General features: G+C 38.5%; 24 protein-coding genes. 10 read left to right on the top strand and 14 right to left on the bottom strand.

Annotated elements, in window-relative coordinates; all coding sequences use genetic code 11:
- The first annotated feature begins 52 nt into the window (after positions 1–52).
- Both F6K23_RS01465 and F6K23_RS01460 read left to right on the top strand, forming a co-directional pair.
- Complete coding sequence (locus F6K23_RS01465; protein ID WP_293149845.1) at positions 53–247, top strand: hypothetical protein; 195 nt, start codon at positions 53–55, stop codon at positions 245–247.
- Complete coding sequence (locus F6K23_RS01460) at positions 199–2,934, top strand: hypothetical protein (protein ID WP_293149843.1); 2,736 nt, start codon at positions 199–201, stop codon at positions 2,932–2,934. Before F6K23_RS01465 ends, F6K23_RS01460 begins: the two co-directional genes overlap by 49 nt.
- Positions 2,935–3,214: 280 nt before the next feature.
- Here F6K23_RS01460 and F6K23_RS01455 read toward each other — a convergent pair whose 3' ends face one another.
- The 3 genes from F6K23_RS01455 to F6K23_RS01445 form a co-directional block, all read right to left on the bottom strand.
- The gene (locus tag F6K23_RS01455; RefSeq protein WP_293149841.1) at positions 3,215–4,102 is read right to left on the bottom strand and encodes an aldose epimerase; all 888 of its coding nucleotides are present in this window, start codon (positions 4,100–4,102) and stop codon (positions 3,215–3,217) included.
- Between the two features lie 197 nt (positions 4,103–4,299).
- Entirely contained in the window at positions 4,300–4,503 is a 204-nt protein-coding gene (locus F6K23_RS01450) for an isopentenyl pyrophosphate isomerase (RefSeq protein ID WP_375340720.1), read from the bottom strand.
- Between the two features lie 4 nt (positions 4,504–4,507).
- Complete coding sequence (locus F6K23_RS01445; protein ID WP_293149837.1) at positions 4,508–5,758, bottom strand: histidine kinase; 1,251 nt, start codon at positions 5,756–5,758, stop codon at positions 4,508–4,510.
- A gap of 445 nt (positions 5,759–6,203) precedes the next feature.
- Between F6K23_RS01445 and F6K23_RS01440 the strand changes: the two genes are divergently transcribed.
- The gene (locus F6K23_RS01440) at positions 6,204–7,874 is read left to right on the top strand and encodes a DUF2079 domain-containing protein (RefSeq protein ID WP_293149835.1); all 1,671 of its coding nucleotides are present in this window, start codon (positions 6,204–6,206) and stop codon (positions 7,872–7,874) included.
- 419 nt (positions 7,875–8,293) lie between these two features.
- On the opposite strand, the gene F6K23_RS01435 is transcribed toward F6K23_RS01440, so the two are convergent.
- A complete protein-coding gene (locus tag F6K23_RS01435) occupies positions 8,294–8,689 on the bottom strand; it encodes a hypothetical protein (RefSeq protein ID WP_293149833.1) in 396 nt (131 codons plus the stop codon).
- Between the two features lie 201 nt (positions 8,690–8,890).
- Between F6K23_RS01435 and F6K23_RS01430 the strand changes: the two genes are divergently transcribed.
- Positions 8,891–9,175, top strand: coding sequence for a hypothetical protein (locus F6K23_RS01430; protein ID WP_293149831.1), 285 nt, complete (start codon positions 8,891–8,893; stop codon positions 9,173–9,175).
- Positions 9,176–9,911: 736 nt separating this feature from the next.
- Here the strand turns inward: F6K23_RS01430 and F6K23_RS01425 are convergent.
- The 4 genes from F6K23_RS01425 to F6K23_RS01410 all read right to left on the bottom strand — a co-directional run bounded on the left by F6K23_RS01425 (position 9,912) and on the right by F6K23_RS01410 (position 13,617).
- Positions 9,912–11,621, bottom strand: a complete 1,710-nt coding sequence (locus F6K23_RS01425) for an NAD(P)/FAD-dependent oxidoreductase (protein ID WP_293149829.1) — start codon at positions 11,619–11,621, stop codon at positions 9,912–9,914.
- A 172-nt stretch (positions 11,622–11,793) separates the two neighbouring features.
- Positions 11,794–12,390, bottom strand: a complete 597-nt coding sequence (locus F6K23_RS01420; RefSeq protein ID WP_287242281.1) for a proprotein convertase P-domain-containing protein — start codon at positions 12,388–12,390, stop codon at positions 11,794–11,796.
- 596 nt (positions 12,391–12,986) lie between these two features.
- The gene (locus F6K23_RS01415) at positions 12,987–13,238 is read right to left on the bottom strand and encodes a hypothetical protein (RefSeq protein WP_293149826.1); all 252 of its coding nucleotides are present in this window, start codon (positions 13,236–13,238) and stop codon (positions 12,987–12,989) included.
- A 58-nt stretch (positions 13,239–13,296) separates the two neighbouring features.
- The gene (locus F6K23_RS01410) at positions 13,297–13,617 is read right to left on the bottom strand and encodes an NAD(P)/FAD-dependent oxidoreductase (RefSeq protein WP_293149824.1); all 321 of its coding nucleotides are present in this window, start codon (positions 13,615–13,617) and stop codon (positions 13,297–13,299) included.
- A 41-nt stretch (positions 13,618–13,658) separates the two neighbouring features.
- Here F6K23_RS01410 and F6K23_RS01405 point away from each other — a divergent pair, with 41 nt between their 5' ends.
- Complete coding sequence (locus tag F6K23_RS01405) at positions 13,659–13,850, top strand: hypothetical protein (protein WP_293149822.1); 192 nt, start codon at positions 13,659–13,661, stop codon at positions 13,848–13,850.
- Between the two features lie 370 nt (positions 13,851–14,220).
- Here F6K23_RS01405 and F6K23_RS01400 read toward each other — a convergent pair whose 3' ends face one another.
- Entirely contained in the window at positions 14,221–15,087 is an 867-nt protein-coding gene (locus tag F6K23_RS01400) for a nidogen-like domain-containing protein (protein WP_293149820.1), read from the bottom strand.
- Positions 15,088–16,376: 1,289 nt separating this feature from the next.
- Here F6K23_RS01400 and F6K23_RS01395 point away from each other — a divergent pair.
- Together F6K23_RS01395 and F6K23_RS01390 are read left to right on the top strand one after the other, a co-directional pair.
- The gene (locus F6K23_RS01395; protein ID WP_293149818.1) at positions 16,377–16,505 is read left to right on the top strand and encodes a hypothetical protein; all 129 of its coding nucleotides are present in this window, start codon (positions 16,377–16,379) and stop codon (positions 16,503–16,505) included.
- 405 nt (positions 16,506–16,910) lie between these two features.
- Positions 16,911–17,054, top strand: a complete 144-nt coding sequence (locus F6K23_RS01390) for a hypothetical protein (RefSeq protein ID WP_293149816.1) — start codon at positions 16,911–16,913, stop codon at positions 17,052–17,054.
- On the opposite strand, the gene F6K23_RS01385 is transcribed toward F6K23_RS01390, so the two are convergent.
- The 4 genes from F6K23_RS01385 to F6K23_RS01370 all read right to left on the bottom strand — a co-directional run bounded on the left by F6K23_RS01385 (position 17,045) and on the right by F6K23_RS01370 (position 18,566).
- Positions 17,045–17,350, bottom strand: a complete 306-nt coding sequence (locus tag F6K23_RS01385) for a hypothetical protein (protein WP_293149814.1) — start codon at positions 17,348–17,350, stop codon at positions 17,045–17,047. The two genes, F6K23_RS01390 and F6K23_RS01385, sit on opposite strands and share 10 nt — an antisense overlap.
- 186 nt (positions 17,351–17,536) lie before the next feature.
- Complete coding sequence (locus F6K23_RS01380; RefSeq protein WP_293149813.1) at positions 17,537–17,734, bottom strand: hypothetical protein; 198 nt, start codon at positions 17,732–17,734, stop codon at positions 17,537–17,539.
- A gap of 367 nt (positions 17,735–18,101) precedes the next feature.
- Entirely contained in the window at positions 18,102–18,290 is a 189-nt protein-coding gene (locus F6K23_RS01375; protein ID WP_293149811.1) for a cyanobactin biosynthesis PatC/TenC/TruC family protein, read from the bottom strand.
- Between the two features lie 75 nt (positions 18,291–18,365).
- Positions 18,366–18,566, bottom strand: a complete 201-nt coding sequence (locus tag F6K23_RS01370) for a cyanobactin biosynthesis system PatB/AcyB/McaB family protein (protein ID WP_293149809.1) — start codon at positions 18,564–18,566, stop codon at positions 18,366–18,368.
- Between the two features lie 305 nt (positions 18,567–18,871).
- Here F6K23_RS01370 and F6K23_RS01365 point away from each other — a divergent pair, with 305 nt between their 5' ends.
- Positions 18,872–21,019 (top strand): PatA/PatG family cyanobactin maturation protease, encoded by a 2,148-nt coding sequence (locus tag F6K23_RS01365; protein ID WP_293149807.1) that lies wholly within the window; start codon positions 18,872–18,874, stop codon positions 21,017–21,019.
- A 492-nt stretch (positions 21,020–21,511) separates the two neighbouring features.
- On the opposite strand, the gene F6K23_RS01360 is transcribed toward F6K23_RS01365, so the two are convergent.
- On the bottom strand, positions 21,512–21,886 hold the full coding sequence (locus tag F6K23_RS01360) for a hypothetical protein (RefSeq protein WP_293149805.1): 375 nt from the start codon (positions 21,884–21,886) through the stop codon (positions 21,512–21,514).
- Positions 21,887–22,814: 928 nt separating this feature from the next.
- Here F6K23_RS01360 and F6K23_RS01355 point away from each other — a divergent pair.
- Positions 22,815–22,922, top strand: a complete 108-nt coding sequence (locus tag F6K23_RS01355) for a helix-turn-helix domain-containing protein (RefSeq protein ID WP_293149803.1) — start codon at positions 22,815–22,817, stop codon at positions 22,920–22,922.
- The coding region (locus F6K23_RS41350; RefSeq protein WP_367267585.1) for a hypothetical protein at positions 22,909–22,956 on the top strand (48 nt) is incomplete at its 3' end. The genes F6K23_RS01355 and F6K23_RS41350, both read left to right, overlap by 14 nt.

Below are 22,956 nucleotides of genomic sequence, written 5' to 3'. Positions count from 1 at the left end.
CCCGCCTTCGCCATAACAGGAAAGCGTCATTGCGAGGCGATAACCGGAAAAGTTGATTGTTAAGCAACACCTTAAGGGAGCTGAAGCAATCTCTAACATGAGATGGCCACGGGGGGGAGTGTCATTGCGAGGCGATCGCTTCCCCAAGTTCATTGTTAAACAACAGCTTAAAGGAGCCGAAGCAATCTCTAACATGAGATGGCGACAAGAAGACTGTCATTGCGAGGCGATCGCTCAATCAAGTTAATTATTGAGCAACAGCTTAAAGGAGCCGAAGCAATCTCTAACATGAGATGGCCACGGGGGGATAAAAGTCCTAGTCATAAAATCTCAGCTACCCACCCCCCTCGCCATGACAGGAGGGAGTCATTGCGAGGCGACAACCGGAAAAGTCGATTGTTAAGCAACACCTTAAGGGAGCTGAAGCAATCTCATGAAAGAGATGGCCACGGGGGGGAGAAAAATCCTAGTCATAAAATCTCAGGTACCCACCCCCCTCGCCATGACAAAACACTGTCATTTCGCAATGACAATTTTCTATTATTCGGATACAAAGTTTTACCTGCCGTATTAATAAATAGACTCCTTCCTCAATTTACGGCATCCTCAATAATGAGCAACTTTTCCCAATTCACCGCAACTCTCACCAAAAACTTTGCTGTCATTTCCACCATCCTAACCACAGCATACTCAACTCCAGTATTAGCAGAAATTCCTACATGGTCTACCTCAGCAACAGACCTCCAACCTACAGCACCTAAAGCGTTGCTGAATACTGGGATGATTGAAGCTGACACGGAGACACGGGGACGCGGAGACACGGAGACACGGAGACACGGAGACGCGGAGATACGGGGACGCGGGGACGCGGGGACACGGGGACGCGGGGACACGGAGACACGGGAATTATGCTCGATCTTCTCTAACAAAATCATCCCACAATTATGCAATGCCACACCTTCATTAAATAAAAAGCCCAAAAATTCCACCACACCCGCAGACCCAAATTATATTATTCCCCCACGCATTGCTGCCGATGAAAAAATTAGCCCCTTCACCACAAGTTTTCCCCTCAACAATATTCCCATCAGTCACCTCACAGAATGGCAGTTTAATACTTCCCAAACTTTTGCCGACACTGCCAACAACAACACCTTTTTCAATGGCACTCTCAAACTTAATGGTAGAGTCATCGAAAGCTTAACCCGTGATAACATCTATACCGTAGACCAAAAAGCCACTTATTTCCAACTACGAAGTGTTCCCCTAGACAGAAAAGTTACCACCAGAACAATTGAACCTAGCACCCTCACAGGAACAGAAATTCAACTGAGCTTAACAGCAGCTTGCTTTTTTCCCGATACCCCCAACGACCAACAATGTACTTACACCCCTGGTTTAGCCATAGACCGCAACAGCATAGATCCAGAATTTTTAGTACCCACTCGTGTCTTCCAAAGATCCCAATTAGGAGATGTTGTCGAACCAGAAACTTTAGCATTTATCAAACTTCCCGGTTTTCAAGGGGGAACAAGCAGTCAACCCATAGGAGTAGACTTGTATTTTCCCAATGCAGGTGCTTTTCCCGGAAACACCCAATCTCAAAAAACAGAAATTGAACGTGAAGAAGAAAATGACTACACGATTGCTACCACAATATCACGAGTTCGTCAAGTAGTCAAAGCCAACGATACAGAAGCAGTTTTAGGCAGAACAATTCATGGTTTTACCGTGTTTTTTGACGATGAAAACCGGGGGTTAAATACAGCAATTCAAGCAGGAGCGCAATTTTTACCCGATGTCATTCCGGAGTTAAAAGGTAGTGAAAATTCTGTTAACTCTAATATCAACCGCCATTTATTTTTAGCAGCAAATAATACTCGTTTACCAAGCAGCAGTTTTACCATCTATTCCGCTGGAGTTGGAAGAGCAAAAAGTTTAACACCCGACGTTACTAGCTTAAGTGAAGTTCCCAGAGGAAGTTATCATAGTATTTGGTTAGGTCTTTCCCCAATCATTGAGCGCAGTATAAACGAAGGCCGGACATTCTACGACCCCACTGGCCCGCAATTAGCGATCGCCACAGCAGGATCGGAAGGCGGAGCAGAGAGCAATATCGAATTAGGATCAGCAGTTAATCAAGACACATTTTCTACTGCCAACCTCCAAGATTTTTATGCCCAAGTATATCTCAGCTTTTTACAACAAGATGCCAACTTTGTCAGAGAAAGTATCTATCAGGAGGAAACCAGTTATTCTCCCCATCTGAGCTTTACCGGAAATTGGACGGGTCCTCAAGATGTTTTCCGTTACTATACTGGTGTCATTGCCTCTGAAAAACCCAAGTTCTACCTTGGTGCTGATTATACAAAAAGCACGGTAAATGGTTGGAGTTTTCGTGGTGGTGCCATCGGTTATATTAATCCAGACCGAGATTATTACAGTCAAATTTTTGGCAATGTGGCTAAAAGATTTCGTATTAGTAAAAATGCTAATTTAACCTTCTCAACATTCTTCAATTATGCTATAGATAGAGACACTAGAATTGGGGATACTGTCAATAATTCACCTGCTAGTGAACTTGCTGCTAGCGCTCGTTTGAATTGGAGAATAGCTTCTGTTGGTGTCACCTACTATTTTGGGGATATTTTACCCAATTCTTTTGAAGACCGTTTATTGCTAGAGTTCAGTATTCGTCCCCTCAAAACTGTTACTTTCTCTACTTATTTCGCACCAGTTGATGAAACCTCTAGCCGCTCCGTTTATGGTGCCAGTGTAACTTGGCGACTGAACAATAAATATAATAGTCCGACCCTATCTTTGAATTGGCAAAATCAGGAATATAATTATGGAAAAGATCCTTTTGGAAATAATCTTATAGTAAATGATAATACTTTTACAGTGCTATTTCGCATGGGAAAATCTGTTAGATAGTTATACAGCAGATTGCAGGTAGATGAGGCATAAATATAAATGGTAAAGTCTTTGTAGTGCGGGCATCTTGCCCGCGACTGGTGTACAGATACATCAAGCCAGGCAATTCCCGGTAAAAGTCGGGAAAACCGTTCATAGCAATGTGACGGCACCACTAATATGAAATACACTGTATCATCTTGTAGGGGTGAATGGCATTCGCCCCTACTTGAGTTTAACTCCCCTTCTAAACCTTTACTGCTGAAAGCTGAGTGCTGAAATGCTGACCGCTTTTTTAAAGCTAGCCAATTTCCGCAGTCATACTAATAACTGTTTCCACAGTTTTACCAGGTTCAGCAATTAATAAACTTTCCCCAGTATTCATAGCATTCCGAGGTGCAGTCCAAGGTTCTAAACAATAAAAATCTTTACCTTTCACAGTCCAAAAAACTAGAGTAGAGTAATTACTATCGTAGTTAATAGTTAACTTTAAATTACGACTTTTATCAGTAACTACCGCTGATTGTTTCGACAAATTTACAAATGCCCAATCAATTTCTTCGGCATTAAAATCAAACTCTCCAGAAAAAGTATTAACAGTTTGTTCGCCCTTAAGTTTATACTCATTGGAAGGTAAATCAAACTCTAATTGACTCTTATCAGTCACAGCAAAATAAGGATGAATTCCTGTAGCAAATGGCATAGGTTTCTGAGACAAATTCGTGTGAGAATATCGCATCTCTAGAGTATTTCCTTTGAGAATGTAGGTATAATTCAACGCAAAATTAAATGGATATACTGCCCTAGTTTCATCACTGCTGCGGAGAGTCACAGTAATACTTGCACCATTTTCAGTAGACTGTTGTGTAACTTCCCAAGGGAGGGTACGAGCAAAACCATGTTGCTTGATTTTGTAGCTTTCTCCATCTAATGTGTAGGTATCGTCAACCACATTGCCACAAATAGGGAACAATAGAGGAATACCACCGCGCACCGAAAGAGTGGGGTCAGCAAAACGTTCCTTATCAAGGTAAAATATTTTTTGGTCTTGAGTACGCCAGTCAGTAATAATGCCACCTCGTTCAGGAACAACAACTACCATAGACTGAGTAGTTTCATCAGAAAGAATATAGGGTTGATTTTGTCCAATATTAGCAGGCATAGATAATTTACCTAAAACAACTGCCATTAAAATCTCATAAAATAGTCTGAAAAACTATCCATTTTGGACATAATGTGGAATTTAAAGTCAAAAGTCAAAAGTCAAAAGTTAAAAGTTAAAAGTGATATTCTATATCAAATACGCTTAATTCGGTATCAAAAAATGTTCCATCTCCTCATCTCCCCATTCACTAAAGTCAAAAGTTAAAAGTTAGAAGTTAAAAGTTAGAAGTGATATTTTATATCAAATCTGTTTAATTCGGTATCAAAAAATGTTCCATCTTCAACTATTACCAAATATTTCCCCATCTCCCCATCTCCCCATCTCCCCATCTCCCCATCTCCCCATCTCCCCATCTCCCCATCTCCCCATCTCCCCATCTTCCCATCTCCCCATCTCCCCATCTCCCCACCTCCCCATCTCCCCATCTCTTCACCGATAAACTGGTAAAGTAAACTTAAAACAACTACCATTATTTGGACTAGACTCTACCCAAATTTTGCCATAGTGGGATAAAATAATCCTCTGACATAGAGCTAGACCAATACCATAACCTTCTTTTGACTCATCACGCTTGAGCCTAAAACTATCTTCAAAAATACGACCGTGATTTTCTTTAGGAATACCAGGACCACTATCACAAATTGTCACTTGAATCTTTTGAGTCGTGCGATCGAGGATTAAAACCTGTATTTTTCCTTGTTTAGGAGTATACTTAATGGCATTATCTAGCAAATTAACTATTACCTGACGTATTCTTTCTCGGTCAGCATAAACTAACGGTAAATCATTAGGAATATCCGTTTTCAACTGCAAATCTTTTGACTTAAGTCGGTCTCGAAAACTAATTATCACCTCGCTACACAATGCCCCCAAATCTAATTTTTCGGGCTGAATTTGTAACCGCGTACTTTTGCCTTTTGGTTTCTCCAGAATATCTGTAATCATTCTGTCAATCACACGAACTTGGTAACGTGCCTGCTTAATTAGCCTTTCCATAAGAGTTGGAGAGCTTCTAGGAAACTCACTATTAGCAGTTTTTTGAGTTGATTCTAAAGTTTCTAGAGCCAATGAAACTGCTGTCAGAGGGTTGCGTAAATCATGAGCCAACATGGCCACAATACGGTCTTTAAATCTTAGTTGAGCTTGAAGTTGTTCCTTTTCCTGTTTGAGACGAAAAATCTCATCTGACATTTGCATTAATTCTGCAGCACAGTCGATGGAACTAACAGATAATTTTTGATTAACAACCTGTTTAGACTGAGGTTGAGAGTTATGAGTGTGCCAATATTCGGCGATGGAACGTTGCCAGCGTGGCCACCAATATTCCAATTTGGCAATCAAATCTGTACCAGTTAGAGTTTGTCTCGGTTCAGGATAAATTTTGAGTAGGGCAGGAGTAGCAATTAACTTGAAGTGCTCTGCCATATAGGGTTTTTCTTCTACGTCAATGACTTGAAATTCAAAAGGATAATCATAATCTTTTTTTAAATTGTTGAGAGACTTACGAATGGCTTGAATTTGCTCTTGAGAGCCAGGACGTTTATTGATAAACAATAAAATTTGTAAAAATCCCTGCTGATTACTATTATTATTAGATTTTTCTGAAGACACCTGTACAAAATCTCTAGGTAAGTGGGATAGGCTATTAGCATCTCTTTTGCAAATAGAATAATTTACCATTTAGTAGTAATCCATATTGAATATTCCCGCCTACCTAGATACTTGGCCCTATGCTGTAAGCGGGGCGGGGTTTACCACTTACGATTAAAAAACTAATTGGATGAATTTTATATTTTTCTATTAATGGCCTAGAAAAGAAAATTAGTTTCTGAGATAATTTAATATCTATTTCATATTGTGACACTAATACTTTCAATTCGCCTTCTAGAGTATATTGAGATTATCTAATGCTTACTTGACATAATTGATATTTTATAGTACTAGAATACAGATAAATCTTACCAGTGGCTATGATGACTCAAGTGAGGGATAATTTTCTGGTAAGTAGTATACTGCAAGCTTAAAGTTTATAGCAGTTGGAGGTTTGCTGAGGATACTCTCAGAACTTCGTGTCTCAGTTATCAAAAAAAATGTAATTTTAAATTTTGAATATTGCTAAAAGTGGATGAAGTTGGTTAGCTGGCAAAAAAATCAGTCCCTCAGAGTGGTGCTTGTGGCGGCGATCGCCTTCTTTGTTCTCTGTCTATTATTTAATTTGCACCGCTATTATAGTTTTTACGCCTCTTACGACCAAGGTATATTTAACCAAGTCTTTTGGAATAGTATGCACGGTCGTTTTTTTCAAAGTTCTCTCTCTTCTGCTCTTTCTACAAATGTAGTCCACCAAGGCCAAGTACCAGAAGTATACTATCACCGCTTAGGCCAACATTTTACTCCCGCTCTATTGCTATGGTTGCCAATATACGCTTTATTCCCATATCCTGTAACTCTCACTTTTTTACAAGTCACATTAGTGACTGGTGCTGGTTTAGTTTTATACATTTTATCTAGGCATTATCTCCAGCCACCTTTATCAGCCATGATTACCATTAGCTTCTATTGTGCTAATGCAGTAATTGGCCCTACTCTCGCAAATTTCCATGATATTTGTCAGATACCTATATTTGTATTTAGCCTACTATTGGCAATGGAAAAACGCCGATGGTCTCTATTTTGGATTTTAGCAATATTAATCTTAGCAGTAAGAGAGGATGCGGGAGTAGTTTTATTTGGAGTAGGATTCTATCTAATTTTGAGTAAACGCTACCCCAAAATAGGTTTAGCTATTTGTACTCTCAGTTTTGTTTATATGGTGGCTTTAACAAATCTGATTATGCCTCTATTTTCCGAAGATATTTCCCAGAGATTTATGATGGAAAGATTCGGTCAATATGCAGAAGGAGAGGAAGCTTCTACTCTAGAAATTATTTGGGGTATGATTAGTAACCCTTGGCGTTTAATTGGAGAAATTTTTACCCCATTCTTTGGCACAATTAAATATTTATTAGGTCAATGGTTGCCTTTAGCATTTGTGCCTGCTGTTGCTCCCGCTTCTTGGATGATAGCAGGATTTCCTTTGTTAAAATTATTTTCTGCTCAGGGTTTGTCTGTACTGTCAATTACTATTCGCTACGCAATGACAGTAGTACCTGGATTATTCTACGGTGCAATTTTATGGTGGGCAAAAAAAGAATCAGAAGTTGAAAGTTCACAAATACCATCACCAAAGTTTCAGCGTTTTTGGGTAGTTTGTATTTGCTTATCACTATTTTTTACCTTTACTTCTAATCCTAATCGCACCTTCTATTTTTTAGTACCAGATTCAGTACAACCTTGGGTTTATGTACCTGCACATCAGCAATGGCAGCACGTTAGTCAAATGCGACCGTTGTTAGCAAAAATTCCTGATGATGCTAGTGTGGCAGCAACAACTTATATTATTCCTCACTTATCAAGTCGTCGAGCAATTTTGCGGTTCCCCAGAATGCAATTTAGAAATGATGCTAGAGAAGTTGAAAAAGTAGAATATATTATTGTTGACTTATGGCGGTTGAATAGATATCGGGTTGCATTTAAGAGCGATCGGCAACGACTAGAAAAAATTGTACCTCGAATTGAAGAACTTTATAATTCTGGTGAATATGGAATCACTGGTTTTGCAGATGGTGTGGTTTTGATGGAAAAAGGAGTTGTTTCTAATCTTGATGCTGTTGGTGGATGGGAAAATTTTGAAGAAGGAGTCAGGAGACAGGAGTCAGGAGACAGAATGAAGAAGGAAGAAGAAGGAGTCCAGTAGGGTGTGTTAGCGGAGCGTAACTGAGCGAGATATTTGAGATAGCTACAAACTACTGAATGGTGCGTTACGGCACAAAGTAACATTTGACAGTTCAACCTTAGTTTGTAGTAAGCGCCTAATATCATGTTCCCCTCCGGGGGAGCTACGCTAACGGATAATCAGTTATAATAAAATTTAAGGACTCCGGGTACCGACAGTACCAAAAAAATACTGAAATTATCAATACCCTATCTCCAATATTTCCTGTGTATTCCTCCTTTCTTCCCTCCTGAATCCTGACTCCTGACTCCTGACTCCTAACAACAGTTATTTATAAGTATTCAACCGACCATGATATAACGCACCCTACTGGATTACTAAAATTAAACCGGGGCAGTTACTAACTCTTTGTCTGTTGTTTCTGTTGCTTCTGGAGGTGTTTATGCTTCCATATCTATGAGTGCTTTTATCCTTTTAAATAAATCTACTTCTGCAGGTTCTTGATCTGTTAATTTCTCATAAAAATAGGTGTCTTTCAACCAGTGGGGAAAAGCTATTTCTAATAAACCATTTTCCCAGAGTTTAAAGCGCCAGTATTTGGATACTCGGTCATCGACTACCTCAAATAATGGGGCGCAATGTTTCTGAGGATAATAGATAAAATTATCGTCGCAAATGTAGTACCAAACATTTCCTTCTGCTTCATCAATAGCATAAACAACATATTCTTTGCCTACTGTTAATCGAAAGACTGTTTCTGTGGTTCGGTTAACCGCAGGATCGAGATAATTTTCTGGAAGAGATGTGCCAGTGTTGGCGATACAACGAATTTTCATAGTTGGTTTTCCTTATTTCAATATAATAAAAAGTTACTGCCAAAGTCCCATAACAAAACCTGATAAGTAATTATTCATTACTAATTGCTGATAGCTGACTGCTGATAGCTGAATGCTTACATATTACCAGACAAGAAAGAGACGATTTTCTCTCTCCTGTGGAAATATATAAAATCAGCTCATTAAAGCTGGAAAACTAGCTTGTCTGAAATAGCGATCGCTTGTTCAAGCTTCAGGATCGAGGAGCAAGGAAAATCAAAATTAAATTTTGCGGGATGGAGCGATCGCCAACGACTAGAAAAAATTATACCTCGAATTGAAGAACTATATAATTCTAGTGAATATGGAATTACTGGTTTTGCAGATGGTGTGGTTTTGATGGAAAAAGGAGTAGCTTCTAATCTTGATGCTGTTGATGGATGGAAAAATTTCCGGCAGTTGTTGTCAGGCTCGTACTTGGGATTTAGCCCATTCATAATATTGTAAGGACTGATATAGCAGTCGAAGCAAAGGTTAGGACAGATAAAAAGCTTAAAACTCAGATAACGTAATACTTTTCCTTCTTCCTTCTTCCCTCTTCCTTCTTTCTTCTGCTATATCAAATCCTGATAATTACCATATCCAAGTCCGCAGCAACTAGAACCGCAGAGAATCTCAGGGGCGCAGGTCGATTGCTTCCTATCGTCGCCATCACAACTATTTGGGATTCTATAGTTCTGCGATGCAGTTGTGATTTTATATGTTTACCTTGCTTATAGGCGATCGCTAGCTTGTAGTTGGGCTATAAAGTATTGTAAGGGCTAAAGCCCAACTACAAACAAAGACTTTCTACAGCTAATGTAAATAAATCATTATATCGGTTTTATGAAGCAGGAGCAGTGTCTAGGGGAGCCGTCGGATTGGCGACGTACTGTGGAGCGCGCTTTTAGACCCGAGGGGAGTAAATCTCGTTTATGGGGGTGCGTTAGAAACAGAAAGTCCCTAACAGTGATGCTAGGCAATCCGGCGCTGTCTCGTGAGAGCAGCGTCGGGAGGATGTCAAAGATACTGTAGTTTTCAACAGACACGAAGTACATATATTGATGAAAATAGGTAGGGAAGTTGCATACAAGGTCGGTCAGTCCTACCGAAGATGGGCAGTAGGGTCTAGAACAAGCAAAAAATATTTACCCCATCAATTGTACCACATTAATCCCGAATCTGCTACATACTCTTGAGATTACTAAGAATGAGCATGAATTAAAGCTCCTTCTCTAGGAGTAGAAAGTTGTAATTTTGGTTTTTTCTTGTCTATTTTTGCTGTTACCCATCCTTCAGAAACCATGACTTCTAAACATTGTAAGGCATGGTTAAAGGCAACTTGAGCGTGTTGTGGTGAATATTGAGAACTTAAGGATTTTTTTAATAAGGCTGATATTTGTTGAATATCGGAAGTACGTTCTAATATTTTCACTAATGCTGCATAAAAACCTGTTAATGGTAGTCTTTGTTCATCTTTAACATAAGATTTTATCTTCTCAATGCGACCATTATTATATACAGGTAAATCTTCTTGTTTTGCACCCTCAAGATTTAGTTTAAAGATGTTGTAACCGCTAATTTCCCAAGATGAATCTTTTTGGGCAAATCTTTGCATTACTTGTTTCATAGAAGTAGGGTCAAAACCACCAATAACTGCTTGACCTAAAATATCGTTCGTAAAACCACCTTGAGATAACCAACGAAAAGCTGCTTCAGGAGTTAATTTTAGTCCTGCATCTTTAGCAATATCTCGACAGTGTTTTTGTAAGTCGCTAAACTGACCATTAGCAGCATACCAATAATCTGCAAAACGAATATGTTGTTTAATGCGTCGTTTTTGGTTATCTTCGTAATGTTGCTTTAACCAAGTAGCATCGTGTTTTCCCTGCTCTAGTTCTAAAATAGTATAAGCTGCTTCTTTAGCGCTCACATGAGTTAAAGTCATACCCGCAGCTAAAATCGGATCGGCAAAACCTGCTGACTCTCCTACCAAAAACCAATTTTCTCCTACTAACTTTTCTGAGAGAAAAGACCAATCTTTTGTTGTTTCAATCTTACCTCTGCTAGTAGCATTAGCAATTAATTCACTAATACGAGGTTCACTTTTGAGGGCTTCTTGATAAATATCTTCTGGTCGCTTTTTGAGTTTTTTGTAATGTTCTGCCGGACAAATAAAACCAATACTTGTACGAGTGGGACCTAGAGGAATAAACCAAATCCAACCATGAGCTAAACTCATAACTTGAACTCTTGTACCCCCTACACCAATTTCATCCGCCCATTCTGCATTTGTCCAGTAGTCCCAAATAGCTATATTTTGTAATCTTGTGGGAATAGTTGTTTCTACTCCTAAAACTCTTCTTAAAACACCAATATGTCCTGAAGCGTCAATATAATAACGGGCGTTAATTTGTTCTCCACTACTTAAATGTAAACTTTTAATTTTGTCTGTTTCTATATCTACATCTACTTTGGTAACTGCTGTTTCTTGTCTAACTTCGCAACCATTATCTTGAGCATGGTCTAACAGAATATTGTCATATACTGAGCGATCGACTTGAAAAGCTGTTTGTTTGCGTTGTCCTTTGTATTTAGCTGGGCGGGGTTCATTTTGAAATTCTGTTGCTGCGAGAAAATCAAAATCCCACAGTTGAGAAGTTTTTCCCCAACGATAAGTAGCTCCAATTTTAATGGGAAAGTTAGCTGCTTCTACTTTATGCCAACATCCCATTTCTTCTAGAATAGCACTAATTTGAGGCAGTTGACTTTCTCCTACATGATCGCGGGGAAATTTGGCTTTTTCTAAAATTAATACTTCTAAATTAGGGTTATATTTTTTGAGCAAAGTTCCGGTGGTACTACCTGCGGGTCCACCACCTATAATTGCCACATCATAATTTTTATTGGACATGATTGTTATAGTTGTAATTCATAGTAATGTATGGGCATAAGTAAATGATACCCATACATATTTCGCGTACAAATGCTTTGTAGATTTCACCCTTACAAACAAATGTTTGATGATATAATTTAGCTAGGTTTTATTTGATGAGGTAGGTTCGCAAAAAATTAGACCTGTGAACCTACACTTTTTCTTTTTGTTTACGTTTCAGGGAAGTAGCACCTAAAGCACCTATTCCGAATAAAGCGAACAAGGAAGCAGGTTCAGGAGTTGAAACTGGTTCAACATTCAAATCCCAACTACCTAGAGAACCACTATCGCCACCAAATTGATCGAGAATACTTAAAGTCCAAGTACCTGCTACATTAATACCAGCGAAAGCATCTAAGAAGCTATCATCAGGAGAAGAAATTCCTCCAGGAAGAGCAGGAGAAAACTGACTACCACCATCAGCAAAAGTGTAATTTCCATTCAAATCAGTAGGGCCACCAACACTATCAAATACACCTGCTGTAATAACAGTTCCTGCACCATCATCGTAAGTTAAATCTACAATTAAATCACCACTCCATGTATGAGTAAGGTCATTAAAATCAATAGAAATATCATCAATTGTTATATCGTCTGTGACAGTAATGGAACTTTCAAATAAACCAGAAGTACCAACAGGAGGAACTAGACCACCAGAACCTGAGAAACTAACAGCATTAGCACCAGAAACAGCAGTCAAAGTAGCGATTGCAGAGCCAGCAGCAGCAATTGAAAGCTTTTTCAACATGATTAAATCTCCTTGGAAAATTTATTTTTATTGCCTACAACATTAATCTACACTCTCCCCAGAAATTTCCGCAATAACTATGTACTCAACTTTACAGAATCTTTAAAAGTATCTACGGTGTTTTTGGTAGTGAAAATCAGCCAAATCTATTACGAGTGGAGATTCTAGTGTATTGCTATGGAATGGGTAATTGTTAAGTTTTTATGAAGCTACATAACTCTTTCCGGATATTAAGGTACAATAGTGGTATTATTACGTCTTTAAGTTAATTATCAGAAATTTTTATTGGGTAGTACATCTAGGAAGTCTAGGAGTTGTGAGATATTAGTATAAGTATAAAAAGTAATATTTACAGACCTTTTGAAGATGGTGAGGTACACAAAATTAATATCTCTTAGCTCTTCCCTACTCTCCACTCCCTTCTCCCTACTCTGAAGATGTCTAAAGCTTTTTTGCATTGACAAAAAAAAGAGGTTTAAGGAAAAATATTTCCCCAAACCCTATTTATTGAAGTAGCACTCAGCACTAAGCTAGCTCGCAATCAGCTCTATAACTGTTTAACCGGATTTGAGATCAGACCTTAACGAAGTCAGAAGTCAGAAGTCAGTAGGGGCGAATGGCCATTCGCCCGTACAGAAGTTATTTTTGTAACGGGGATTTAAGCCCCGCTCCAAAAACCCGATCGCCTTAAAAGGCGGGGTTGCGCGACCCATATTATTTTGATAAAAGCTATGATCAGTGGCAGACTTGCACAAAAAGATACAGCTACAGTCATTCCTTCTACTTCCCACCCAGACCACACTTCCCACCCGGAGCACACTTCCCACACTTCCTTGACCCACTACCAAAATTTTTTCAGGATGATTGAATTTCTGGTGTTACGGCGGAGATTTTCAGTTGTAACCGCTAATTTCCCAAGATGAATCTTTTTGGGCAAATCGTTATTTGAACTCTTGTACCCCCTACACCAATTTCATCAGCCCATTCTGCATTTGTCCAATAGTCCCAAATCGCAATATTTTGTAATTTTGTGGGAATTGTAGTTTCTACTCCTAACACTCTTCTTAATACGCCAATATGTCCTGAAGCGTCAACATAGTAACGGGCGTTAATTTGTTCTCCATTGCTTAAATGTAAACTCTGAATTTGGTATGTTTCTATATCTACTTTGGTAACTGCTGTCTCTTGCCTGACTTCACAACCATTATCTTGAGCATGGTCTAACACAATAGTGTCATATACGGAGCTATCGACTTGAAAAGCTGGGTGTGATCGTTGTATTATTACCTCTTCAAGTTAGTCCTATAGATGTAGTGGCGACTTCCGGAACTGGCGTTGCTGAATTAGGGTATGATATTAATCTTAATTACTTAGGAGTCAGGAGGACCGAGTCAGGAGTCAGGAGGGAAGAAAGAAGAAGAAACCCCAAGTATAAGGAGAAAGTTTTTTTTGTGGGGTAAGCGGAACGGAGTTCTATCGCACTCTGATCCAGACAGATATCATACCTCAAATCACCAACGCCCCGGAACTTAAGGTGTGATCGTTGTCTTATTACCTCTTCAAGTTAGTCCTATAGATGTAGTGGCGACTTCCAAAAGTTAGGTTAGTAACGGATGGGTTATTGGTGGAGCGATCGCCTTCTGGGAAGAAGAAAGCGATCGCTTTAAAGCATTGGTAATATTTTTAGCCTACATAAGGTAAAGAAAGAAAGTAAAAAGATGCCCCATAATCTTTTTTTTAGGTGCATCTGTTGACAATCAAATATTTGTAGGTATAATCAAGTTAGGTTTTAAAATTGACGTAGGTTTGCCAGAAATTAGACCTGTGAACCTACTTTTCTTCTTTTTGCTTACGTTTCAGGGAAGTTGCGCCTAAAGCACCTATTGCTAACAAACCTAAGATAGAAGCAGGTTCAGGAGTTGAAACTTGATCTGAAAATTCAACTTCTCCATCCCGTACTGAGAAGACATAGCGCCCTAGCACATCACTATTGAGGCTATTGCTGACTAATGCCTGACTTCCTCCATCAATAAAAGCTCCGTTAACTGCGGAACCAGCTAACTCAAAAAATGATCCTGGGTTACCAGTACCATTTGAGAAACCTGCACGAGCAGAGTTACCACCTAAACCTTGTGAATTACCACCACTAGCTGTACCACTTTCCCAGAGAATTTCATCGTAGTTGAACTCAAAGTCAAAGTTGCCAGCGCCAGTTTCAGAGCGGTCTATCAATACCAACTGAAAGCTATTTAGTGGCTCATTTTGTAAGAAAAAGCCAACATCAACCCAGTTGACACCAAAGGCAGCACGACCATCTACAGTACCACTACCGTAAGTTACAGCTTCGCCTGGACCACGAGTATCTACATCTCCAAAAAATGGCGCAATGATTTGTTGACCTGTGCTAGTCAGATCAAATGGTGTGAAACTACTCAAAGTTGAGTCAAATGTAATGTTTCCGTTGTTGTTGACATACAACTGGTCGAACATAAGACCGTAGAAATCAACATCAAAACCTATTGAAACTTGACCTGTTGAACCGTCATCATTTCGTTGCAGGGTATTTGAGTCAAATCCAGATCTGATAGCAGCGGCATTAGCAGTTTGGGTATGAGCGAAAGTAGCTCCTACAGTCATTAACCCTACTGTTGCTGTAGCTATTGATAGTTGTTTAACAATGGAAAGCTTTTTCAACATGATTGAATCTCCTTGGAAAGTTTATTTTGATTGCGTACAAATCTAATCTACCTCCCCCTCCGAAAAATCTGCAACCCCTTTGTGCTCTACTTTACCGAATCTTTAAAAATGTCTACGGTGTTTTTCGTAGTAAAAATCAGCCAAATCTATTAGGAGTGGAGATTCTAATGTATTGCTATGGAATGGGTAATTATTAAGTTTTTATGAATCAACATAATTCTTTCCGGATATTAAGGTATAATTTTGGTATTATCACATCTTCAAATTAATTATCAAAAATTTTTATTGGGTAGTACATCTAGGAAGTCTAGGAGTTGTGAGATATTGGTATAAGTATAAAAAGTATATTTACAGACCTTTTGAAGATGGTGAGGTACACAAAATTATCTCTTAGCTCTTCCCTACTCTACACTCCCTCCTCCCTACTCTGAAGATGTCTAAAGCTTTTTTGCATTGACAAAAAAAAGAGGTTTAAGGAAAAATATTTCCCCAAACCCTATTTATTGAAGTAGCACTCAGCACTAAGCTAGCTCGCAATCAGCTGTATTGCTATGGAATGGGTAATTATTAAGTTTTTATGAAGCGACATAACTATTTCCGGATATTAAGGTATAATTGTAGTATTATTACCTATTCAAATTAATTATCAAAAATTTTTATTGGGTAGTACATCCAGGAAGTCTAGGACTTACCACAAATCTAATTAAAACGCTTTCAGCGCTTAACTGGTAAGCAAGCTCACTTTTGATTAAAGTAAATGTGATATTTGTTACCATACCTAGGAGTACGCAGCCACCCTCAAGCACTAACGAATATGTTGTTTACAGCGCTTTTCGCTCTTGATGAACCACATCTTCACAAGCAAAACTTTGTAGGGGCGATTTCCTACGGAATGCTCCGCAAACGCGAATCGTCCCTACTGTGGTCTACCCAAATGAAAACCGCTGTAATACGTCGCTTTTGGTGATCTTCGTAGTGGTGTTTTAACCAACGTCGGATCGTTTTTTCTCTGGTCTAGTTCTAGAATAGTGATACTTATTGTACCTAGGTCGTTGCCATCAAAACCATGCAAAGCAGCAAGAGATCCATCTGTGGGAGCGCTTTTCAACAATTAATAATGAATAATGAATAATGAATAATTACCTCTTCTTTTCAAGGAGAGGATTGACAAATTCATGAAAAATTTTTTTTATTATCCCCTATCCAAGGGGAGGCGCATACCCACAATTTTTCGGTAAACAAACCAAAACCTGGTGAAACACCCGCACCATTAACAGTCAAAGGAAAAAATGTCTACGGTTAGGTCTTCTGTTATCCATCAATTGAATCCTGCTTCAAAACTACCATTGACAATTGCACTAGCACTAGAAACAGTAGTGAAAGTAGCAACAATTGCAGCACTACTAACATCAGGGTAATCATATTCAGTCTGCTTGAATAGTTGTTATTGCGATTGATCACGAAGCCATCTCTAATATCATGTCCGGATAAGAGCGATCTGGAAAAAACTTATCATGAGTGCTTCAACAGTAAATCTTTCTATTTTCCCGGCCTCCCCTACTCCCCTACTCCCCCACTCCCCTACTATCTTAATTATAAGTATTTAACCGGACTATAATACATTAAGACTGCGTATCCACTCAAAATACTCTCCAAATCGTCTACTTTGTTCCAGTCGCGATCACTTCTATTTAGACAGGACTTACGCAAAGTGACTTTTAAAGCACTATTTGTAGGGGGTGAATGGTATTGGCGTTCCGCCAAGCTCCGAATGGCGCCCTCGCTATATGTAGAGTCTCTGCGTAAGTCCTGTTAGAAATAAAATGTACCCAGAAACTACCATCTGGCATACAAACACTTTGCCCCCACTCAGACAAATACCAGCACTCACCACCGTCAAATCATTTTTATTAATAGCAGAAGTATGGCGTTCCCCATCCCTTGTCACCCATTCTACCTACCAATAAATAGAGCGATCGCGAAAATTTTGCAACTCATCCCCTCCCATTTCTAACGCTTCACGCAGTTGTTTTTCATCCTTTTGCTGCTGAATTTGTTTCATAAACTCTTCTTTTTGTCGTGCTACTAAGTCATAAACTGTTTTCATTTCTGGAGTTATCCCCTTAAACCTGACTTCTTTGAGTGGCGTAATATTTTTGAACGCTTCCCGCAACTGTTCCGCAACAAAAGGATCGGCACGGCGATCGATATCTTCAAACCACCAGGAACTACCATCAAATCTAGCAATTATTGGCTCAAACATAGCTCCTTCTGTTACTAGATGAACTGCTATAGGTTTAGCAAAACCAAAACGTTGTTTAGCATCAAATTCATTAGTTGGATATGCTAGTCATTTTTGCCCTTTTAATTGACAGGCAAGAAATAATTTCAGAGGTTTCAAAAATTGGAAATATTCTTCTACTTGAGGTAAACTTGGTTCTTCTACAAATTATCCTATTTTATCATTAATTGGTTGGAAAATTCCCCAACATTCAAATTTTTTGGGTTGAGTTTGAAAGGTATAAACTATTCCTGCTACTCTTGTTTTAACTCGCCCACCTCCTACGCAAGGTGCTAGAAATTGAATATTATTTAACTGTGCTTCTTTAGCGGCTAATTGGTTTAATAAATTCCGAAGATCTGTCATAGTTTTTGATGTATTGAAGAAGGAAGAGAGAAGAAGGAAGAAGGAATAAGGAAGAAGGAGGAAATTTGGAAGTTAAAATTTATTAACTGGAAGGAAGATAGTAATATTTAATTTCTGGGAATGTCTATTTAGCAACAAATAAATAGTTTGGCATCAAGATTTTAAGTGTTAATTTATTAATATCAAATCCGTTTGCTTGGTGAGTAATACCATGTTTGGATGATTAGTTATAATAAAATTTTTGTTTGTAGTTTTGCTCTAGCCCTTTAAATACTTATCTTAGGGCTAAAGCCCAACTACGAGCCTAATTTTGACTGTTATTTTTTAATTTCAATACTGAATTATACCAATGCTACTGGATTCAATATTAAGCCCAAATGCGTCCGCGACGGAAAGGTTTATCGTCTTCCCTCTTCTGGTCTTTGAACATAATTTTCCAACGTACGTAGTCTTCCAGACCAGTTGCCAGCATCATAATTTTTTGTTCTTGCTCAGATAGATCTTGATTTTCGCTGTTACTGAAGTTTTGAGAAGCTTGGGATGTTTGCTCTGACATAATTATCCTTATTTAACAACATTATAAGTTTTTTCAAGATTAGCGATCACCTGACTATACAGGTGAAAATAACTCTCAGCAATTCCAACCAGAGAACTTGAGCTGATTGTAAGTCGGATAATTATAGGGAGCTGGATCGTTATAATTAGCCCCATGCATCAATTCCATACGAATTTTTACTAGGTCTTCACCGCGACCATGAACCACATCTACTGCTAGACTGGGAGAAATCAGATCGGGTCTTTTCACTGGAGGTGTTTGTTTAGGTAATCTCATATTTATGATTCCTGACTATACATTCAATTTAACAATTATAATAGACATTTGCGATAATCAAAAATCAAATCAATTATCATACAGAAATTATCATACAGAAATTATCAATTATTTCCCCCTACTGCCGTACGGGTGATTCGCGAATCGCCCCTACTGCCTACTGCCTCTTTTCTGGAGATGTCTAATGTTAACAGCAATAGAATCAGGGTGACAATTATTAAAATTTTTTTCCCAAAAATATTCTCAAGTATTATGTTTAGGTGTATACTCAGTCTGAAAATATAATTAAAAATTAACTTTAAATTGTGCCAGATTTTGCAGATATCCCTGGACTAAAGGAACTTTGGAAGCATACCAGAGGCGAGGATCGCATCACTGTAGTTCTCCTAGATGGAGCTGCAGATCTAGATAGAGGTTGCTTTCAAGGAGCTAACGTCACAAAAATCAACTCTTATTGGCAACAACCAGTAGAATTTGACTCCAAATATATAGACATTTTTCGAGAAATCCAAAATTCGGATGAAAAGAATGATGTCAGAGAGGCAAAACTAAAAGAAGCTATCCCAGACAAACTCACCAGAGAAGTCCTTGGGGCAGCTTTCCACGCTACTCATGTTTTTAGTAACATTTTCGGACAACCAGGTACTCCTGTCGAAGGTATTGCTTACAAATGTCGGGGTATTAATATTCCCATAGGTTATGGTAATGACTACTACGTCGATCCTATAAATTTAGCTCGTGGCATTAACCTGGCCGTAGATTTAGGGGCAAATATTATTCACTGTGCTGCCTGTCGCCCTAGCAAAACTGGCGTTGCTCACGAACTACTGGAAAAAGCAGTACATCAAGCTCTGGAAAAGAATATTTTAATCGTTGCTCCGACTGGAAACAATAAAGGGGAATGTTGGTGCCTTCCCGCTATCTTGCCTGGAGTAATGTCAGTAGGGGCAATGAAAGATAATGGGCAAGTCTTCAAGTTTAGTAACTGGGGTGGGCAGTACCAAAAACAAGGTATTATTGCTCCCGGAGAAAATATTCTTGGTGCTCAACCAGGAACAGAAGAAACTGTTCGTAATAAAGGTACCAGTTGTGCTGCACCAATGGTAACAGGTATTTCGGCACTTCTAATGAGTTTGCAATTACAGCAAGGAGCAGCTCCAGATGCAGAAGCAATACGAGCAGCATTAACAAATACTGCTATTCCCTGTACTTTGGAAGATACTGAAGAGGTCGAACGCTGTATGTTAGGTAAGCTCAATGTTGCTGGAGCGTTTCAACTTTTGACAGGAAAGCAGTTAGCAGCAGTGGAAGTTTCTACCGCCGAGGTAATATCAGAAGATATGGCGGTTTCTGCTTCAGAAGTTATTCAAGATGAAGTCTCTGTAGTTACTGCTCTAGTAGAAGAACATAAGGAGAAGCTGACAAATGCTCAAACAAGTATTACTGCCTCAGAAGGAAGAAGGAAGGAGGAAGAAGGAAGGAGAAAGGAGTGGATAGGGACTAAAACCACAACCAATGACCCTGTAGATGGCAGGGTATTAAACCCAAAAGAAAAAGATAACGACCAAACAACAACCACTCAACTTACTAATGGTATTACGCCCAGTACTACTTCCAACAAAATTTATGCTTTGGGAACAGTGGGTTATGATTTTGGCACAGAAGCACGGCGCGATTCATTTAAACAGTTAATGCCAGCAAGAGTTATTTCAGGAGTTCAAGTTCCTGCGAACCCTGATGATGCTCGCCAGATGACAAATTATCTAGATGCTAATTTATATGAAGCCAAATCTTTAATCTGGACATTAAATATAGAATTAACTCCTATTTATGTTCTCCAACCTGTAGGCGCATTTGCCGAGGATATTTATGAAACTCTGCAAAATATGTTAGCAGGAGAGGTTGAAGCAGAAGACAATGAAGGTTACATCGAAAGGGTTAGCATCAGTGGTAGGTTGAGCGACGAAACTGTGAAATTATTTTCTGGGCAAATTCTACCTGTGGTAAAAATATATAGTCCCAGAGGAATGTACGGTTGGACAGTGAATATGCTGATTGATAGTGCCCTCGCATCAGTAAGTGCAGAGCGAGAAGAAGCTGAAGAGGAGGCAATACGAAAATCTCTAAGAAGTTTTCTGCAACGGGTTTATTATGACCTCCGCAATTTGGGACAAGCAGATCGTGATCGCGCCATCAACTTTGCTGCGACAAATGCTTTTCAAGCAACAGCTTCTATTTCTGAAGCAGTAGCAGTTGGTATGGAGTTGCACAGTATAGAAGTAGAAAAAAGTCCTTTCTGTCGTTACAATAGCAACTGTTGGGATGTGAAGCTCAAGTTTTTTAATCCAGACAACACTAGGAGGGCAAAAAAAGTATATCGTTTTACTATTGATGTATCTGACTTGATGCCTGTAACATTAGGTAAAGTGCGGTCTTGGTCTGTTCCGAACTAATAGAGTATCCGCATAATTAGTTATTGCATAATTCAGGAATCAGGACTCAGGACTCAGGAGAGATAATTCTAATAAGAAAATTCTGATAGCCGATCATAAATAAAGTTAACTTTGAAGAGGATAAGCTACACTAAATCTGGCTATCTATCTATGAGTATCTTTATTACGATGGTAAACCAGAGGGCAGAAAAGTTAGAGAGGATTGAAAAGTACCTTTTGCTCGGCGGATTTAGTATCATAGGTATGGTATGATAGATCTATTAGGAGAGCCATAGAATTGGCTACATACAGAATTCCGCCCAGGTTTGGAGAAATTTACAACATCCGTATATTTTACGTTTAATTTTGCTAACCTAATTACTGAGGGTTAAAAGCATTTATTTAAGTCTATTTAATATAAAACATCTCAATTTAGTTTAGGTTTTTAACTCATTTGTAGTCCCCTATTTTACCCTTTTTACCCTACCTACATATCTAATTTACCTTATATATCTAAGTTTTAATTCTTCTTGAAAGTAATTGTTCTTCTAAAGCAGCAATTCTATTATAAGCAGCCGTCAATTGAGCTGTTAGCCGTTGAATTTGAATCTCTGATGTTAATTCTCCATCCATATTTTGACTACCTTGATTCATATAGTCATCATCTACTAGCACATCTTTGTGTTCTAATTCTAGATCAAAACCGTTATATTTTTGTTTTAGCTCATTGACCTGTATCAGATTAGAAGTAGTTTCTGTAGATGGATGTTTATTTACCTCCTGTTTAATTATAAAGGTTGATACCTGATCATTCAGTTTTTCAATAATGCTGTGTATTGCTTCAATTTTTTTACTCAAAGCAATAATTTGCTCTTGCAATAGTTCCATATATTTCTTCACTACCCGAAAATTAAGTTTACATTCTTCAATTTTAATAAACATTGAGTATAATTGGCTATTATTTCCAATTTCTTAACTTTATAATAAGAATTAATTCCTTAAAAAAAGATTAAATTTTGAGATGTTTAAAGAGATGTTCAAATCAAAAATAACTCTCTACGTCTATTTGATAACTTTCGGGTTTACCATTCTGTATCATGCGACCCTTGGAACAATAAATTTGCTTTGTAAAGGAACACCGGATCTGGGAACAGAGGAATGTCAAGAGTGTATTTGCGTAGGGGGCGTTGCTGATTTGAGTTATGAGATTCAACTAGTGGTAAATTTCCAACCAAAACAATAATGCAAATTATACCTATTTCTTCCTATTTAATCACCGAAAAACTCCTTTCTACCTACTCTGCTGATTCCTGTGAAATCATACATTTATTCAGCAACGCCACGTAGCGCTATACTGATCATAAGCACCATCTCCTGAAACTTGACAAATGTCACCTTTTAGAATCTCTAGTCAGTCACAAAAAACTTCCAAATCACTAATACCAGTTTCATAAAATATTGCTACAGTCGTTTGGTTTGCTGGTGAAAATCTAGAGATTAATACTGTAATATCATGTCCGGATAATTAGTGATAATTAATGATAAAAAACTTTTTCCTCCTCCTTCTTCTTTTTCCCCTCCTGAATACTGACTTCTGAATCCTTAATAGTTATTTATAAGTATTCAACCGGACATGATATAATCACCTTTTTTGAATTTGGTATAACATCATTGGTACTGACCACAGCACTAACAATCTCTCCAGTGGCCTCATTGACCGAAAAAATGGGTCTCAAGCCTCGCCCATAAGCGGGCGACTTTTTATTGCTTGCGGGTTGATTTTTTTCAATAAATATGTTATCATGTTGTTAGTTTGATGCGTCAAGTTATAAAAGCTAGATTTAAGTACCGTATATATCCAACGCCGGGACAAAAATACCGAGAGCGCCAAGCTATTTGGCTGTGTCCGTGTGGTTTGGAATGATAGTCTAGCTTGTTGCCAACAGAAGTATAAATCG

The organism is Okeania sp. SIO2C9, assembly GCF_010672455.1.
Taxonomy (GTDB): Bacteria; Cyanobacteriota; Cyanobacteriia; order Cyanobacteriales; family Microcoleaceae; genus Okeania.
Note: the sequence above shows the minus strand (reverse complement) of the source record. Positions and strands in the feature narration are given on the sequence as shown.

Coding starts and splice junctions, on each gene's coding strand:
- F6K23_RS01460 (WP_293149843.1), top strand. CDS start 199: ATGGCGACAAGAAGACTGTCATTGCGAGGCGATCGCTCAATCAAGTTA.
- F6K23_RS01455 (WP_293149841.1), bottom strand. CDS start 4,102: ATGGCAGTTGTTTTAGGTAAATTATCTATGCCTGCTAATATTGGACAA.
- F6K23_RS01450 (WP_375340720.1), bottom strand. CDS start 4,503: ATGGGGAGATGGGGAGGTGGGGAGATGGGGAGATGGGGAGATGGGAAG.
- F6K23_RS01445 (WP_293149837.1), bottom strand. CDS start 5,758: ATGGTAAATTATTCTATTTGCAAAAGAGATGCTAATAGCCTATCCCAC.
- F6K23_RS01440 (WP_293149835.1), top strand. CDS start 6,204: ATGAAGTTGGTTAGCTGGCAAAAAAATCAGTCCCTCAGAGTGGTGCTT.
- F6K23_RS01435 (WP_293149833.1), bottom strand. CDS start 8,689: ATGAAAATTCGTTGTATCGCCAACACTGGCACATCTCTTCCAGAAAAT.
- F6K23_RS01425 (WP_293149829.1), bottom strand. CDS start 11,621: ATGTCCAATAAAAATTATGATGTGGCAATTATAGGTGGTGGACCCGCA.
- F6K23_RS01420 (WP_287242281.1), bottom strand. CDS start 12,390: ATGTTGAAAAAGCTTTCAATTGCTGCTGCTGGCTCTGCAATCGCTACT.
- F6K23_RS01400 (WP_293149820.1), bottom strand. CDS start 15,087: ATGTTGAAAAAGCTTTCCATTGTTAAACAACTATCAATAGCTACAGCA.
- F6K23_RS01395 (WP_293149818.1), top strand. CDS start 16,377: ATGTCTACGGTTAGGTCTTCTGTTATCCATCAATTGAATCCTGCTTCA.
- F6K23_RS01390 (WP_293149816.1), top strand. CDS start 16,911: ATGTACCCAGAAACTACCATCTGGCATACAAACACTTTGCCCCCACTC.
- F6K23_RS01385 (WP_293149814.1), bottom strand. CDS start 17,350: ATGTTTGAGCCAATAATTGCTAGATTTGATGGTAGTTCCTGGTGGTTT.
- F6K23_RS01380 (WP_293149813.1), bottom strand. CDS start 17,734: ATGACAGATCTTCGGAATTTATTAAACCAATTAGCCGCTAAAGAAGCA.
- F6K23_RS01375 (WP_293149811.1), bottom strand. CDS start 18,290: ATGTCAGAGCAAACATCCCAAGCTTCTCAAAACTTCAGTAACAGCGAA.
- F6K23_RS01370 (WP_293149809.1), bottom strand. CDS start 18,566: ATGAGATTACCTAAACAAACACCTCCAGTGAAAAGACCCGATCTGATT.
- F6K23_RS01360 (WP_293149805.1), bottom strand. CDS start 21,886: ATGGAACTATTGCAAGAGCAAATTATTGCTTTGAGTAAAAAAATTGAA.
- F6K23_RS01355 (WP_293149803.1), top strand. CDS start 22,815: ATGCGTCAAGTTATAAAAGCTAGATTTAAGTACCGTATATATCCAACG.